The following is a 16,405-nucleotide window of genomic DNA, read 5'->3' as shown; positions in this document are numbered from 1 at the left end:
GAACCAGAGAGGAACGAGATGGCCGAAGGACCTACCCGGCACGCCCTGGTGCTCGGTGCCGGACTGGCCGGTTCGCTTGCCGCTGCGGCGCTGAGCCGACGCTTCGACCAGGTGACCCTGGTGGACCGCGACGACCTCGCGGCCGATGTCGTCGTGCGCAAGGGCATCCCGCAGGCACGTCAGTCCCACCTGCTGATGGGCGCGGGTGCGCGGGCGATGGAGGACCTGGTGCCCGGCGTGCTCGCCGACCTGCGCGACGCCGGTGCGCACTTCCTGAAGGCACCCACCGAGGTCGCGTTCCTGACCAAGTACGGCTGGCTGCCCCACGCGCCGCACGAGGAGTACGTGGTCTGCTGCAGCCGTGACCTGCTCGACCGGGTGGTGCGCGACCGGGTGCTGCGCCGGCACCGCATCGACCTGGTCGCGGCGCACGACGTGGTCGGACTGCTCGGCAGCCCGACGGCGGTCACCGGTGCGGTGCTGCGCAGCCGTGGGGCGGGTGCGTCGCGTACCGTCACCGCCGACTTCGTGGTCGCCGCGACCGGACGTTCGAGCCGGGTGGCGTCGTGGCTGCACGACCTCGGCCTGCCCCAGGTCCCCGACGAGGTGATCGACGCGGGCACGGCGTACGTGACCAGGATCTTCGACGCCGGGCTGTCGTCCGGTGGCCGACCGCCGGCGATCGTCATGATCGCCAATGTCACCGGCGACGCGGTCGGTGGCGTGTTGCTGCCGATCGAGAACGGCCTGATGACCGCCACCATGATCGGCATGCGCGGCTCGGAGCCGCCCACGGGCGACGACGAGTTCCTCGCCTTCGCCAAGCAGCTACCGCACCCGGGGATCGCCGACGCGCTCGCCGAGGCCGAGCCGGTCGGTCCGGCCCGGGGTTTCCGCGGCCTGGCCAACCGCCGGTCCCGCTTCGAGGCGCTGCCGGTCTGGCCCGAACGGTTCGTCACGGTCGGCGACGCGGCGGCCGTGCTGAACCCGGCACACGCGCACGGGATGTCGGTGGCGGCGTTCGGGGTGGCCGAGCTGGCCGCCGCGATCGACCGGATGGGCAACGCACCCGGCCTGGCCCGTCGGGTCCAGCGTGCCGTCCGACGCCGCAGCCGCGACGCCTGGGACCTCTCGGTCAGCGACGACAGGCGTCACCCCCAGGTCCTCGGCCCGCGCCCGGGACCGGCCAGCCGCGTCCAGAACCGTTATGCCGACCGGATCACGCACGTCGCGACGACCCGGCCCGAGGTGGCCAGGGCGCTCGTGAACGTCATCGCCCTGGCGAAACCCGTCTCGGCGCTGCTGACGCCCCGGCTGCTCTGGGCGGCGGCCCGTGGACCGGATCAGAGACAACGACTGGAGGCCGACAAGTGACCGAACACCGCGACATCGAACTGGCCGGGGGCATCCGCCTGCACGTGGCCGAGCAGGGCAGCGGGCCCCTGGTGGTGCTGTTGCACGGGTTTCCCGAATTCTGGTACTCCTGGCGTCATCAGTTGGCGGGCCTGTCCGCCGCAGGCTACCGGGTGGTCGCGCCGGACCAGCGCGGGTACGGCAGCAGCGACCGCCCCGAGGGGGTGGACGCCTACACGCTCCCGCAGTTGGTCGGCGACGTCGTCGGCGTCATCCGGGCACTGGGCGAGCGGCAGGCTTTCGTGGTCGGCCACGACTGGGGCGCACTGGTCGCCTGGGCGGTCGCCACCGTGCGGCCCGATCTCGTGCGCGGCGTGGTGGGCGTGAGCGTGCCACCATTGCCGCCGCGCGGGCCGGTGCCGCCGCTGCGCGCGGCGCGGGAGCGCTTCGGCGGGCGGTTCTACTGGAACTACTTCGAGACGCCCGGTGTGGCCGAGGCCGAGTTCGGTAAGGACCTGGACGCGACGTTCCGTCGGATGCTCTTCGGCGCGTCGGGAAGCCGTCCGGCCGACGGTGGGCCGGCGCTGCCGCTTGTGCCGCCCGGCGGCGGGTTCCTCGATCTTGCGCCCGAGCCGCCCGAGGCGCTACCGGCGTGGCTGACCGAGGCGGACGTCGCGGCCTACGTGGCGGCGTTCACGGAGTCCGGCTTCACCGGCGGCCTCAACTGGTACCGCAATCTGGACCGCAACTGGGAGTTGACCGCCGCGTGGGACGGCGCGGTCGTGACCTCGCCGGCGCTGTTCGTCATCGGCGAGCGCGACAAGGCGTTCGCAGGGGTCGAGGTGATGGACGCCGCCGTCGCCACGCTCGCCCCCGGTCACCTGGGAACCGTCGTCATCCCGGACGCGGGCCACTGGGTCCAGCAGGAGGCGCCGGAGCAGCTCACCGAGGTGCTGCTGCGGTTCTTCGCCGAGGTCTGATCAACGAGGGCGTTGCGCCCGCTGCGCTGCCTGCGGCAGCGCAGCGGGTCCGCGTCACGCTCTGGTGAACCGGACGGGCAGGTGGTGCGGGCCGCGGACCAGGATGCCGTGCCGCCAGGCCAGCGCCGCCGGGTGCGCGTCGAGCTCCAGGTGTGGGAAGCGTCGGAGCAGGCTCGCGAACGCGATGCGGACCTCCATGCGGGCCAGCGCGTTGCCCAGGCAGTGATGGATGCCGTGGCCGAACGCGACGTGGCCTGCGGTGGCCCGTCGGATGTCGAACCGGTCGGGCTGCTCGAATCGGCCGGCGTCCCGGTTGGCCGAGTTCAGGGCGACCATGACGGCCTCGCCGGCTGCGATCTTGACATTGCCCACGGTGATGGTTTCGAGGGCGAAGCGGAACGTCGCGCTCTCCACCGGACCGTCGTAGCGCAGCATCTCCTCGATCGCTGCGTCGAGCAGCCCCGGATCGGCGCGCAGCGCCGCCAACTGGTCGGGGTTGGCCAGCAGGGCGTAGAGGCCGTTGCCGATCAGGTTGGTGGTGGTCTCGTGACCGGCCACGATCAGCAGGAAGACCGTGCCCCGCAACTCGTCGGCGCTGAGCCGGTCGCCGTCGGTGTCGGTGGTGCGGATCAGGGCGCTGAGCAGGTCGGGCCCTGGATCGGCGCGCTTCTTCTCGATCAGCGCGTCGATGAACCGGGCGGCGTCCCGGGCGGCGGCCTGCCGCTCGGCCGGCACACTCGAGGAGACTGCGGCGTCGGCCCAGCGGCGCACCTCCTCGCGGTCGAGGTTGGGCACCCCCAGCAGCTCACAGATGACCGCCATCGGCAACGGGAAGGCGAAGTCGTCGATGACGTCGAACCGGTCGACCGGCCTGGCCGACACGGCGTCCAGCAGTTCGTCGGTGAGCTGCTGGATCCGTTCGCGTAGCCCCTCCACCCGGCGCGGCGTGAACTCGCTGGCGACCAGGCGGCGCAGGCGGGTGTGCTGCGGCGGGTCCGAGTTCATCATGTGGCTGCCCGAAGGACTCTTGATCGGGAACGACTCACCTGCGGAGTGCCACTGCTTGGACAGCCGAGGGTCGCTGAGCATCGCGCGAGCCTCGTCATAGCCGACGACCAGCCACACCTCCGCGCCCTCCGGCATCCAGACGCGGTGGACGGGGCCCTGCTCGCGCAGCCGTGCGTAGGTGGGATACGGGTCGCGGGCGAAGTCCTCGCCGAGCGCGGCGAGATCCAGGGCAGCGGTGGTGGTCACGAATTCCTCCGGACATTTCCATGGGAATGGGAACTCAGGCGCCACCCATATGCTATGGAAGGCAATCATGAGAACGTCTGGAGGCAATCTGGACGACTGCGGGCCCCCGGGTCCGGGTCAGCCCACCGTCTGCCTCAGCAACCCGTCGATGACCGCGATCAGGCCCGACCGGTGCATGTTGCGGGAGGTGAGCGTCGGCCACAGGTCGGCGAGTGAGGACAGCCGAGGGAACTGCGCGGCGTCGAGGTTGGCGAACGCCTTCTCCCGGTGTGCTCCCGCGTCCGGCTGGGAGTAGTGCTTCCCGCGGGCCACCCGCAGCATCAGCTCGCCGGCGGTGTAGTACCAGATCACCCGATAGGCGTAGACGGCCTGCTCGGGAGTCATGCCGCAGCGGATGGCGCCGTCGATGATGCTCTCGACGATCCACAGGGCGGAGACCGCCATCAGATCGTCGGAGGCGAGGACCTCGACGATCCACGGGCACTCGGCGAGGATGTCGTGCAGCAGCTGGGCCGCCTTGATCAGATGCTCCCGGGGCTCCGGCGGCATGTCCGTGCGGGGGAACTGCACGGCGTGCGCCTCGAGCAGCAGGAGCAGCAGCTCGTCCTTGTCCTTCACGTGGTGGTAGAGCGCCATCGGAGTGCTCTGCAGATCCTTGGCGAGACGACGCATCGACAGACTCTTGACGCCCTCCTCACTGAGGATGCGTCCGGCCGCCGCGACGATGGCCTCCCTGGACAGGCGGGGAGGGCGCCCCATCCGACCGCCCTGCGACGAGGAAGACTGCATACGGCTCCGGACCCCCTATGGTTACAGGAAGCCCTCGACCTGCGGCGTTACCGCCTCGGAGCAGGGGACGTTCCCGGTGAACCGCACCACCGTATCCGGCAGACGGTGTTGAAGGCTCGCCAGGAGCCGTCGCGAGTCGACGACGTCCGAGGCGTACCGGACCCCGGGAGGGATCCGGCCGGTGGTCAGGGCGAGCACCGCCTCGGCCGCGACCACGCCCGACAGCGCCGAGCCGTCGCTTCCGCGGATCACCACCGAGCGGTGCACCGGCGTGCCGTCGGGGGCCCGACCGTCGAGTTCGCCGTGCAGCACCTGGTAGGGGCGACGCCCCGCGGCGTCGAGCCGACTGGCACGGACGAGTTCGGCGACCGCGTCCGCGTCCGCCAGCCTGGTGCCGCGTCGGCGGCTCGTCGTCGCGAGCACGTGCGGCCCGTCGAAGGCGTTGAACCACACGGCCTGCGCCAACGGCAGCACGAGTGCCTGCCGGCGCAGTTCGGCCGTCAGGTACGGGTATCCGGTCAGGGCCCGCTCGACGGTGGGTATCCGGTAGTCGTCGTCGACCCGCAGCGCCCGGGGCACCTCCCGTCCTCGCCACACGGCCAGGGGGGTTCCGTACCCGGCGTCCAGGCTCAGCAGGTAGTCGGCGGCGGCGCCGGCTGTCAGGCCACCGAGACCCGCGTACGCACCGGTGAAGCGCATCGGCCCGACAAGCCCCTCGGCCAGCAGCCGCGGCAGCATCCCCGACAGCCCCGGTGAGACGCCTGCGGCCAGGACGACCGTACGACCCTCGGGCGGCACCTGCGTGCAGCCGTCGTCCATCACCGACACGTAGTCCGCGCCCGCCTCGAGCACCGCCCGGCGTACCCGGTCCATCAGCGTGTACGCCGGTGCGGTGCAGTCCAGGACGACGTGGCAGCCGGCGGCGAAGCGCCGTACGGCGGCCGGATCGGCCGCGTCCACGACTGCCACCTCCTCACCCGCGGCGGGGCCGGGACGGCGATGGCCGGACCTGATCCGCACCCCACCCGCGTCGCGCAGGCACGCCCTGGCGACGGTGCCGACCGCGCCTGCGGCGCCGAGCACGCCCACCAGCGCACGCTCACGCATGTTCCCCCCGGGCGACGGCGAGGCGGACGGCCTGGGCCACGGCTGGCACGTTCGGCGACCGCATGCAGGTGAAGTGGTCGCCCGGCACATCCACGATGCGCAGCTCTCCGGTGCACACGTCACGCCAGTATCTGCTCATGTCCCGGTGCATGCCGGGAAAGACCTGGGCCTCGCCGCTCTGCCGGACGAAGGTGAGATCGCCGTCATAGGGGGTGGGCTGGTGCGAGGCGACCGCCACCAGGCTGTGCTTGACGATCCGGAGCTGGCGACGGAGCCGGTCCAGCGAGGTCAGGTCGGTGTCGGCGACCGGCATGGCCTTCCCGATGGCGGTGAGCCGCTCGTCCGGCGACATCGAGGCCAGGCGCTGGAACGCCGCCACGGTCCCCGGGCGGACACTGCCGGCGACGCACTGTTCGAGAATGCTGCCGGACGGCACCCGACCGGCGTACCGCTCGACCGCCCCCGCGACGACGCGCTGCGTCTCGGTCTCGTCGGCGGGGTAGCCCAGCCGGATCGGATCGGCGCGCATCACCTTGGCGAAGACGTACTCGGCCAGCAGGTCGTCCTCGACCAGGTACGGCACGCGGTAGCTGCTGACGATGGTGGTCGCGGCGACGTCCACCCCGGCTGCGGCGAGTCGGGTGGCCAGCTCGGTGACGAGCAGACCGCCCATGCAGTAGCCGATCAGGTGGACCCGCTCGTTGCCGGCCGCGGCCAGCGTGGCGGCGTGCCGCCGGGCCAGGGTGCCGATCAGCGTGTGCGGGTCGCTGTCGAGATACTCCTGCTCGTCGTCGAGCACGAGCCCGGCGAGCGCCACGTGGGGGGCGAGTTCCCGCGCGAGCGAGCGGTAGGGGATCAGGGTGCCGGTGCCGTCGTGTACCAGAACGTGCAGAGCGTGACCGCTGCCGTCCGCCGGGCTGCGGCGGTGGTCACCGATGGACACCAGCGACGACCGGGTGGGCGCCCGACCGGTCGTCGTGAGCGAACGCAGGTAGGCCGCGATGTCGGCGACCGTTGGCCGGTTGAGCACCTGGCGCAGCAGGTGGTCCCATTCGACCTCGCGGGACGCCGGCACCTGGTCGCGGATGCGGCCGACGAGTTGGGCGACGAGAAGCGAGTCGCCGCCGGCGGCGAAGAAGTCGATGTCCCGGCTGACCTCGGTGATCGGCAGGATCCCGCACCAGATGTCGGCTACCAGCCGTTCGGTGTCGTCGGCGAGGGCCGAGCCTGCCGAGGTTGCCGTACGACGCCCGTCGCGGGTTGTCCACCGGGTGAGCTGGTTGCGGTCCACCTTGGCGTTGCCGGTCAGCGGGAGCCGGTCGAGGACGTGCAGCTGAGCGGGAAGCATGTAGTCGGGCAGCCGCTCGGCGAGGTGACGCCGGAGCTCGTCGGCTTCCACCGCTGCCCGGTCGGCCTTGAACCGGGACACGAAGACGTGCTGACCGATCAGGCCAAGCGCGTCGCCCGGTGCCGGCAGGGTGGCCACGACCTCGGCGTCGGCCTCGCCGAGCAGGGACAACCAGCGGTCCCGGGGCACGAACGTCGTACCGGTCTCCTGCCGCTCGTCCTCGAACCCGGTGAGCCCGGCGTTGAACTCCATCGAGGTCATCACGTGGTAGGCGTCGCGGGTGGCCTCGATGAAGACCAACCAGCCGCCGGGCCGTACCAGCTCGCGCAGCGAGTGCAGCGCTCGTCCCGCGTGCACGGCGTTGTGCAGCACGTTGGCCAGCAGGATCACGTCGAACCCGTTGGCCGGTAGCTGCTGCTCGGCGTGGTCACGGTTGAGGTCGAACAGGCCGAAGCGCACCCAGGGGTAGGCGGCGAAACGTTCGGCCGCCGCGTTGAGGAAGAAGTGCGACACGTCGGTGAACAGGTACTCGACGTCGAGCCCGTCGAGAGCAGGGATCAACTCGGTGCTGGTGCCGCCCACACCGGCGCCGATCTCGAGGATCCGCATCGGTCCACCGGTGCGCTCGGCGGCGATCACGCGCAGCGCCGCGATGACGGCTGCGTTGTTGTGGCGGCTGATCAGGTTGTCCCGGTAGGCGGCCTCCGCGGTCTCGAGCCGCCCCTGCGGGAAGAGCAGCGTCTTGAGATCGATGTCGTTGCGCACCAGTGCCTGCAGGTGCTCCTCGGAGGTCCGGTGGTAACGCAGGAGTTCGGTGCCCCAGCGGACAGCCGGCTCCAGCACATCGACCCGTTCGCGCAGCGCCCGGACCTCGGACTCGTCGGGCCGGGTCAGGTGGTGGTAGAGGCCGGTGTCCCGATCGCGCCGCAGGAGGCCCTCGTGCTCCAGCGCGGTGAGCCAGCGGCGTACCAGGTAGTGGTTGGCCTCGGCCGCCTTGACCGTGTCGATGATCTCCTGGTCGCTGTGGCGGGCCGAGGGATTGGCGAAGAGCCCGCAGTCGAGCAGCAGCCGGCTGATCGACTGCAGGGCCGCGCGGTCCAGCAGCTCCACCATCTCGGCGACCTGCTCCTGGTCGACGTCGCCGATCCGTGCCTCGGCGGCCGCGATCATGGTCTCGGGCAGGCCCGCGGGCAGCGGGGGCGGGGTCGCCGCACCGGGCTCCACGAACGCGGCGAGACGCCGCCCACCCTCGTCGTCGTGGGGGATCACCGCGGCTGCCCGCACGGCGGGATGGGTGAGCAGGGCCGCCTCGATCTCGGCGACCTCGATGCGATGTCCACGGATCTTGACCTGGCCGTCCTCGCGTCCCAGGAACTCGATCCCACCGTCCGGGAGCCGCCGCCCGAGGTCCCCGGTGCGGTAGAGCCGCCGTCCGTCGCCGGGGTGGGTGAGGAACCGTTCGGCCGTGCGCGCCTCGTCGTTGAGGTAGCCGAGGGCCACGCCGACGCCGCCGATGTAGAGTTCGCCGACGACCAGCTCCGGGCACTCCCGCAGCGCGCCGTCGAGCACGTGGAAGGTCTGGTTGGCCAGCGGCCGACCGTACGGGATGCTCGGCTGCGTCGGATCGACCGTGCCGATGCGATGGTGGATGGACCAGATGGAGGCCTCCGTCGCCCCGCCCAGGCTGATGACCTCGGCGGTGGGAACGACGCGGCGTACGACGTCAGGCAGCGTGACCGGGATCCAGTCACCGGAGAGCATGACCAACCTCAGCCGGTGGAGATCGTGGTCGGTCGCCGCCGCGAGGTACTCGGTCATCAGCTGCATCTGGGCAGGCACCGAGTTCCACACGCTGACCCTCTCGGCGACCATCAGCTCGGCCCAGTGCGAGGGGTCACCGCGACGCCCGGCCTGCGGGAGTACCAGGGCGCCGCCTACCGAGAGGGGACCGAAGATGTCGTAGACGGACAGGTCGAAGCCGAGCTGCGCGAGCCCGATGACCCGGTCGTCGGCGTCGACGCCGAAGCGCCGGTTGATGTCGTCGACAGTGTTGCGGGCCGCCTCATGACTGATCATGACGCCCTTGGGGGCCCCCGTGGAACCCGAGGTGTAGATGACGTACGCGAGGTCGGTCGCGGCCGGCTGCGGTGTCCCTGCGGGCAGCTCGGTCGGCTGCCCGACCAGGTCCACCTCGACCGTGGCCACACCGGCGGACGCCAGGTGCACGGCGTGCGCCGAGGTGGTGGTCACGAGCCGAACGCCGGCGTCGCGCAGGATCGCGTCGCGGCGCAGGGCCGGCTGGCCCAGGTCGACCGGCAGGTAGGCGCCGGAGGCGAGCAGGATGCCCAGCACGGCGACCACCTGCTCCCAGCCCTTGGGTGCTACGACGCCGACCCGGTCACCTGGCTCGCAACCCGCCTCGCGCAACCGCCGGGCCACCGCCTCGGCGCGGGCGAGCAACTCGCCGTAGGTCAGCGTGCACCCCGGGGCGATCAGGGCGACCCGGCCCGGGTCGCGGCGTGCCCGGGCCAGGAACTCCGCGTGCAACGCCCCCCGTACCCGGGGCTCGGCAGTGTCGTTGACGACGGCGACCAGGTCCCGCTGCCGCGCAGGCAGGACGACCGGGTCCACCTCGTCGGCGGCTTCGCCGTCGGTGAGACGCTCCAACAACTCGGTGAAGGCGGCGAACATGTCGGCGACGACGCCGTCCGGCAGGACGCCGTCGCGGACGTCCCAGTGCAGCAGCAGGCAGCCGTCCTCCTCCATCATCTGGCAGTCGATCCAGACCTGGGGCGTCTGGCTGATCCCATAGGTCAGTCGCGCGCCGGGCATCAGGCCGGCACCGGGCGTCGGCGCACCGCTGACCGTGCTGGTGAACGCGACCGGCATGGCGGCGGCTGCCCGGCCGCGGCGACGCGCGATCTCACGCAGCACCTCGACGCCGCCGCACAGGCGGTGTTCGAGGTCCTCCCAGAGCCGCGCGTGCAGGGTGACGAGGCGTTCGCCGAAGCTGGCCCGCGGTGTCGTGTCGACCTCGAACAGGCTGACCGAGCTGAAGTCGCCGATGACCCGTGGCACGTCCGGGTGCAGTGGCAACCGGTTCTGCACGGTGAGGCTCAGGGTGAACCGGGGGTCGCGGCTCCAGCGGCCGATGGTCTCCGCGTAGGCGCCCAGCACCGCGGAGGAGGCGGTGACGCCGAGGCCGGTGACCCGCCGGTGCAGAGCCTGCCAGCGTTCCTCGGTGAGCCGGATGCCATGGCGCGTGAAGTGCGGAGGGGCCTGCAGCGCGTCCGGGCGGACCGGCAACTCGGGGGCCGGCGGCAGGGTGTCGACCCGGCCGAACCAGTACTCACGGTCACGTTGGTAGCGTCCGGTCTCCCGGATTCCCTGGGTGGCCAGGACGTAGTCGCGGAAGGTGACGGCGGGCGTGATGTCGTCGCGGTCGCCGGTCAGTTCCCTGCGCAACTCGTCGAGCAGCAGCCGGAAGCTGCTGTAGTCGCAGATCAACAGATCGATCGAGAAGTGCAGGAGCAGACCGTCGGGGGTGGTGGTCGCGCGCAGGTCGAACAGTGGCCACCGGTCGGTAGGGCGTACCTGGTGCGACATCTGCTGACGGATCCGGGTGAGCGCGGCGCGCACCGTGTCCGGACCGGCGCCGCTGAGGTCCTCGTGCCGCACCGGGTAGTGCGGAACCTCCGCCGAGATCTGTTGGAACCCCTCGGCGTCGATGGTCGCCCGGAGCATGCCGTGCGAGCCCACCAGCCTGTTCCAGGCGGCCTCGACCTCGGCGACCGGCCACTGTGGGACAGCCAGTTCGAGATAGCCGTGGCACGCCACGCCACCGTAGTCGAATGCGCCGCCACGGCCGAGCAGGTATGCCGCCTGCACCTCGGTCAGTGGGAACGGCTCACCGGCCTGCTCAGGGTCGCTGACCAGAGTGACGCCGTACTCGTCGCGGTCCTCGCGCAGCACCGCCAGGACCTCGGGCTTGTGGTCGCGTAGCCAGCGCAGCCGTTCCGGGGTGGCCACGCTCTTCGACGCCTGGTAGCGCAGGTTGTCGCCCTCGGCGTACAGCACCATGCCTGCCGCCCGCAGGGCCGCGACCGTTTCCGCAACGCCCATGGTCTCCCTTTCCGGATGCGCGCTGTTACGAACCTGCTACAGAATTCCAAACGTGACTGGTGAAACTCTGGACGAGCGCTGACGGCGGTCGATCCTTCGGGGACCTACCACGAACCCGCGACTGCTCAATGCCGCGCTGATAGCGGCTGTGAGAGGGAAACCGGACCGGGTGCGGGATCGGCGTGGAGCCCGTCCGTCCCCGGGGTTCGTGGTCAGGACTGCGATGTCCCATGATCCCGGGGTGGCGACCATTCCTGTGCTGCAAGCGGGCGTGACCAGACCGTGCCCGGACCGATCGGCGAGCGCGGCCTGGCTGGCCCTGGTGGACGCCTGCTCGTCGATTCGTCGGTGCGTCTCACAGCGGATTCCCCACCGATGAGCTGCCGGGACCGGCCTCGGCGGCGTCCGGCGTGCCGTCACGGTAGGACCGGGCATCGGCCTGCCCAGGTGGCTGTCGTCGATGGCAACGGAGACCGGTGTACGGACTCGTCCGGACAACCGGACGCATCGTCCGATCCTGTCCGGACAACCCGGCCAGCCCTGGTGGCCTGCCCGACCGCGGTCCACGGTCAGGTCATCGCCGGTCACCGCCGGCCAATGACCTTGACGGAGGTACGGAACGTGATCAGAAGGCTCGCACCGAAGCGCAACACCCTGTCTCCCGACGTCACGGCCCGGGCCCGTCGGCGGCTGCCTCGCCGCTCGCTTCTCGGGCTGTTCCTTGCGCTCGCCGTGCTGGGTGGTGCCGCTGTCGCGCCGTCCGCGGCGATGGCCAACGTCGACGTGACGATCGGGTCCTCCGATGTGAACGTGCGCGACTGCTACCACCCCACCAAGAAGGCGTGGCCGGGATCGTGGTGCACCCTGCAGGCCACCCTCGAAGCGCACCTGCGGGTGCGGCTGGTGTGTCAGTATCCAGGCGACGGCGTCGGCCCGCAGGGCGACTACTACTGGGACTACGTCCTGTATCCGGCCACGTCACGGCACGGATCCGGCGAGGGTTACGTCTCCGACTGGTACGTCAACACCGGCGTCTCCTCCTACCCGTACCGGGACTACCGCGTGCCGTTGTGCAACTACTGACCTGAACGAGCGTCCAATGCGCAGAGCAGGGCGGTGCAGGGCCAGGGTGCTGGCCCTGCACCGCCCGTTCGCCCGGGAACGCCACCGTCGGTGGTTGTGGAACCGGGCCGCCGCAACCCACACGTCGGAACTCCGACCGGAACTCGCCACCCTCACCAGTGATGAGTAGCGTTCGCATCACATTCCGTGTTGTTGGTCGACGAGGTGAGGCAGTGTCGGGTAGCCAGCCGACATCAGCGCCGGAATCCGACGGCCGGCCGGATCCCGACCGGATCGGTGGGCGGGTCGAGTTCGCGGCGGCGCTGACCGCAGTGCGGGAGCGGGCCGGACTGACCGTCCGTCAGGTGGCGGCGAAGGCCGGGGCGTACAGCGCGCACAGCACCATCGGAGACTGGTTCGCCGGGCGTGGGTTGCCGGCGCTGAGTTCACAGGACCTGCTGGTGCGGGTGCTGACGGTGTGCGGCGTGCGGCCCACCATGATGGATGGTTGGATCGCGGCCTGGCTGCGTGTGCGCCGCGGCCCCGGGCCGCGGCCACGGCACCTTGAGCCGTACAAGGGTCTGGCCACGTTCCAGCCGCAGGACGCCGGGTGGTTCTTCGGCCGGGAGCAGCTCACCGCTGAACTCGTCGAACAGGTCACCCGGCTGCACGCCGCCGGCGGTGGACTGTTCCTTGTGGTCGGTGCCTCCGGTTCTGGGAAGTCCTCACTGCTACGGGCCGGGCTGATCGCGCGACTTCGCTCCGCGCCGCGCCGGGCGACCGCACCGGTCCCGACGGATGAACCGGCACCTGAAGATCCGTCCGGTCCGGACAACGGCTGGTCGGTCGAGCTCATGACTCCGGGCGCCGATCCAACAGCGGAGCTGGCCACACGGGCGCAGCGACTACGGGCCGCGCCCGGCCCGAGGCTGCTGGTGATCGACCAGGCCGAGGAGCTGTTCATCAGCGGGCCGGACCACGCGGATCCGGCGGCGTTCCTCGCCGACCTGAACATGCTGTGCGAGCGGACCACGGGACTGGTGGTGGTCTTCGGCCTGCGTGCCGACTTCTACGGTCACGCGTTGGGCCACCCGGCGCTGCTGCGGGCGGCCCAGGACAGGCAGGTCACGGTGGGGCCGATGACCCGCGACGAACTTCGGGCGGCGATCGTGGAACCCGCCCTTCGCGCGGGAGTGGAGTTGGAGGACGGGCTGGTCGAGCTGCTCCTGGCCGACTTGACGCCAACCGGCGTGGAGCCGGACCGTGCCGAGCCGGGCGTCCTGCCGCTGCTGTCGCACGCGCTGTTCGCCACCTGGCATCACGACCAGGGTCGACGGTTGACCTGTCAGGGCTACCGGCGGGTCGGCGGGGTGCGCGAGGCGATCGCGTCCAGCGCCAGCGAGGCGTACGACCGGCTGACCCCGGACCAGCGGCGCCTGGCCCGCCGGCTGCTGCTGCGTCTGGTCCACGTCGGGACCGATACCGGAGACACCCGGCGTATCGTGCCTCTCGGCGAACTGTTGGCCGAGTTCGGGCCGGATGCGGTCGAGGTGGAGCGGGTCCTGGACCGGTTCATCACTCAGCGGCTGATCACCGCGCAGCGCGACACCGTACAGCTGAGCCATGACGCGTTGCTAGCCGCGTGGCCCGCGTTGCGCGGCTGGCTGAGCAGCGATCGGGCCGGGTTGGTGCTGCGTCAGCAGCTCGCCACCGCCGCGGCGGCGTGGCGGGCCGAGGGCGGCGACCCTGCCGCGTTGTACCGGGGCACCCGCCTGGCCGCTGCCCAGGGTTGGACGGCTGAGCATCCGGACGAGCAATCGGCGCTGGTGCGGGAGTTTCTTGCCGCCAGCGGGCGACACGCTCGTCGCCACACCCGCCAGCTCTATCAGCTGGTCGCCGCGCTGTCCGCACTGCTGCTCAGCAGCGGGCTGCTCGCCGGGTACGCCTTCCAGCAGCGTGCTACCGCCAGCCAGCAACGCCAGACGGCCACCATGGAACGTAACGAGGCGGTGTCGCGGCTGGTCGCGGGCCAGGCCGACTGGCTGCGCGGGCGGGACGTCAGCTTGGCCCGACAGGTGGCGCTGGCGGCGTACCAGATCTCACCGACCGTCCAGGCCCGGTCCAGCCTGCTCGACGCCGCTGCGACCCCGACAGCCGCTCGGCTGGGTGGCACCGGCGGTGCCATCCAGGCGGTGGCATTCAGCCCGGACCGGCGGCTGCTGGCCGCCGGTGGTGCCGAGGGAAGGGTACGCCTGTGGCGGGCTTCCGATCCGGTGCCCGCCCCGCTCGGGAGCGTACTGACCGGCCCGACCGGCACGGTGTTCGCCGTAGCGTTCAGCCCCCGTGACGCCCTGCTGGCCGCCGGCGGCGCGGACGGCAGGGTGTACCGGTGGCGGTTGGACGATCCGGCGCACCCGCAGGCGCTGCCGCCGCTGGCCGGGCCGACATCCACCGTGTACGCGCTCGCGTTCAGCCCGGACGGCGGCACGCTCGCCGCCGGCAGTGCCGACCACCGGGTGTGGCGGTGGGCGCTGAACAACGCGGTGCCGGCGACGACCGCCGGCACCGGATCGAACGCCAGCCAGCCGCTGCCGGCGCTGACCGGGCCGGACGACGCCGTGCAGGCGGTGACGTTCAGCCCCGACGGGCGGCTACTGGCCGTCGGCAGTGCCGACAGCACCGTACGGCTGTGGGACCTCGGGAACCGCACCCACCCGACCCGGCTGGCACCACTGGCCGGACACACCGGCAAGGTGCTCGCGCTGGCATTCAGCCCCAACGGAGACCTCCTGGCCAGCGGCAGTGGCGACCAGACCGTCCAGATGTGGTCGGTCGCCGACCCGCAACGGCCGGCGAAGCGGGGTACCGCCCTGCCCGCAGCGACCAGTTGGATCAACGCGCTCGCGTTCAGCCCCGACGGCGCCACCCTTGCCACCGGCACGTCCGACAAACGAATCCTGCTGTACGACGTGGCCACCCACCGCGAACTGCGATCGTTGCCCCAGCCGACCCCGGTGACGGCACTCGCCTTCGGCGCCGACCAGCACACCCTGGCCAGCGCCGGCACTGACGGCTATGTGCGGTACTGGGGGCTTCCCGGCCCGCTGCTCGTCGGCGCGGGCGGAGCCGTGTTCAGCGCCGGGTTCACGCCGGACGGCACCATACTGGCCGAAGCCGGTCGGGACCAGACGGTCCGGTTGTGGCAAGTGAATGACACGCGCCGGCCGCAGCCGCTCGGTGCGCCGCTGAGCCGGCCAGCCGATCAACAGGGGTACTCCGGCACTGCCGCACTCAGCCCCGACGGGGCACTACTGGCCGCCGGCGGACGCGACGGCGCGGTGGACCTCTGGGACATCCGTCGACCGGCGCGACCGAAGCGGATAGGACCGGCGCTCACCGGGGCGACCGCACTCATCCAAACGGTGGCCTTCAGCGCGGACGGATCACTCCTGGCCGTCGCCGGTGACGACAGCACCACCTATCTGTGGCGGGTGTCCGATCCGGAGCGGCCCACGTTGCTGGCCACGGTCGCCGGCACCGGGTCGATCGTGCTGTCCCTGGCGTTTCATCCGAGGTCACCGGTACTCGCCGTCGCCGACACCGACGGCGTCGTACGGCTGATCGACGTACATGACCCGACCCGGCCGGCCCCGGCCAGTCCGCCGCTTCGCGGGCTGGCCGGATACGCCTACAGCGTGGCCTTCAGCCCGGACGGCGGCCTGCTCGCCGTCGGCAGCGCCGACAAGACACTACGGCTGTGGCAGGTGTCCGACCCGGCCCACCCGATGGCGCTGCCCCGCCCGTTGCGCGGGCCGACCAGCTACGTGTACTGGGTGAGCTTTCACCCATCCGGCAGCCTGATCACCGCCGCCAGCACCGACGGCACCATCTGGATCTGGGACATCAGCCACCTGAACCGGCCCATCGTGGTGGCCACCCTCAGCCACGCCGACCAGGCCTACTACGTGGTCGCCTACCGACCCGACGGACACACCCTGGCCGCCGGCAGCGCCGACGGCACCGTCCGACTCTGGGAGACCGACCCGCAACGGGCCGCTGAATCGATCTGCTCCACCATGGGAGAACCCATCAGCCGAGCGGAATGGGAGCAGTACCTGTCCAGCATCCCGTACCACCCACCCTGCTGACCAGGCCCAGCTCTCCACCGCAGGATCATGCCCCGGGCCAGCCCGAGCAGGGTAGAAAGGCGGCTTATCGCCGCGGTGACCTCGATCAACCGCGTCGTCGTCCGGTCCCGACTCGGGGCTCGGATCGGGTGCCTGACGCCCGAGCGGCGACCCGCTACGGTGGCGTGGTGCCACCTACCGACATCCATGGGCTCCGATGAGCGGGGGCCTCGCCGTCGCCGTACGTGAGCTGCGGCACCTCC

General features: G+C 71.4%; 8 protein-coding genes. 4 read left to right on the top strand and 4 right to left on the bottom strand.

Annotated features, from left to right (window positions below; all coding sequences use genetic code 11):
• Positions 1 to 18: 18 nt before the first annotated feature.
• On the top strand, positions 19 to 1,374 hold the full coding sequence (locus ACN261_RS29885; protein ID WP_425853413.1) for an NAD(P)/FAD-dependent oxidoreductase: 1,356 nt from the start codon (positions 19 to 21) through the stop codon (positions 1,372 to 1,374).
• Positions 1,371 to 2,333: an alpha/beta fold hydrolase gene (locus ACN261_RS29880; RefSeq protein WP_421483029.1), complete on the top strand. Its 963-nt coding sequence runs from the start codon at positions 1,371 to 1,373 to the stop codon at positions 2,331 to 2,333. The genes ACN261_RS29885 and ACN261_RS29880 overlap by 4 nt, the downstream gene beginning before the upstream one ends.
• Before the next feature lie 54 nt (positions 2,334 to 2,387).
• Here ACN261_RS29880 and ACN261_RS29875 read toward each other — a convergent pair whose 3' ends face one another.
• The 4 genes from ACN261_RS29875 to ACN261_RS29860 all read right to left on the bottom strand — a co-directional run bounded on the left by ACN261_RS29875 (position 2,388) and on the right by ACN261_RS29860 (position 10,953).
• A complete protein-coding gene (locus tag ACN261_RS29875; RefSeq protein ID WP_363656108.1) occupies positions 2,388 to 3,587 on the bottom strand; it encodes a cytochrome P450 family protein in 1,200 nt (399 codons plus the stop codon).
• Positions 3,588 to 3,704: 117 nt separating this feature from the next.
• Positions 3,705 to 4,346: a TetR/AcrR family transcriptional regulator gene (locus tag ACN261_RS29870; protein ID WP_363656110.1), complete on the bottom strand. Its 642-nt coding sequence runs from the start codon at positions 4,344 to 4,346 to the stop codon at positions 3,705 to 3,707.
• A gap of 51 nt (positions 4,347 to 4,397) precedes the next feature.
• Positions 4,398 to 5,483 carry a saccharopine dehydrogenase gene (locus ACN261_RS29865; RefSeq protein WP_421483028.1) on the bottom strand — a complete coding sequence of 362 codons (1,086 nt, stop codon included), beginning with the start codon at positions 5,481 to 5,483 and terminating at the stop codon, positions 4,398 to 4,400.
• On the bottom strand, positions 5,476 to 10,953 hold the full coding sequence (locus ACN261_RS29860; RefSeq protein ID WP_421483027.1) for an amino acid adenylation domain-containing protein: 5,478 nt from the start codon (positions 10,951 to 10,953) through the stop codon (positions 5,476 to 5,478). Before ACN261_RS29860 ends, ACN261_RS29865 begins: the two co-directional genes overlap by 8 nt.
• Before the next feature lie 621 nt (positions 10,954 to 11,574).
• On the opposite strand from ACN261_RS29860, the gene ACN261_RS29855 reads away from it, so the two are divergent.
• Both ACN261_RS29855 and ACN261_RS29850 read left to right on the top strand, forming a co-directional pair.
• Positions 11,575 to 12,036 carry a hypothetical protein gene (locus tag ACN261_RS29855; RefSeq protein ID WP_363656116.1) on the top strand — a complete coding sequence of 154 codons (462 nt, stop codon included), beginning with the start codon at positions 11,575 to 11,577 and terminating at the stop codon, positions 12,034 to 12,036.
• 212 nt (positions 12,037 to 12,248) lie between these two features.
• Complete coding sequence (locus tag ACN261_RS29850; protein WP_425853412.1) at positions 12,249 to 16,163, top strand: helix-turn-helix domain-containing protein; 3,915 nt, start codon at positions 12,249 to 12,251, stop codon at positions 16,161 to 16,163.
• Positions 16,164 to 16,405 lie beyond the last annotated feature (242 nt).

The sequence above is a fragment of the Micromonospora sp. WMMD723 genome, from assembly GCF_049863385.1.
In the GTDB taxonomy this organism is placed as follows: Bacteria; Actinomycetota; Actinomycetes; order Mycobacteriales; family Micromonosporaceae; genus Micromonospora; species Micromonospora wenchangensis.
Note: the sequence above shows the minus strand (reverse complement) of the source record. Positions and strands in the feature narration are given on the sequence as shown.

What these genes read in the sequence shown, in the direction of transcription:
- ACN261_RS29885 (WP_425853413.1), top strand. Translation starts at nt 19, where the DNA reads ATGGCCGAAGGACCTACCCGGCACGCCCTGGTGCTCGGTGCCGGACTG.
- ACN261_RS29870 (WP_363656110.1), bottom strand. Translation starts at nt 4,346, where the DNA reads ATGGGGCGCCCTCCCCGCCTGTCCAGGGAGGCCATCGTCGCGGCGGCC.
- ACN261_RS29865 (WP_421483028.1), bottom strand. Translation starts at nt 5,483, where the DNA reads ATGCGTGAGCGTGCGCTGGTGGGCGTGCTCGGCGCCGCAGGCGCGGTC.
- ACN261_RS29860 (WP_421483027.1), bottom strand. Translation starts at nt 10,953, where the DNA reads ATGGGCGTTGCGGAAACGGTCGCGGCCCTGCGGGCGGCAGGCATGGTG.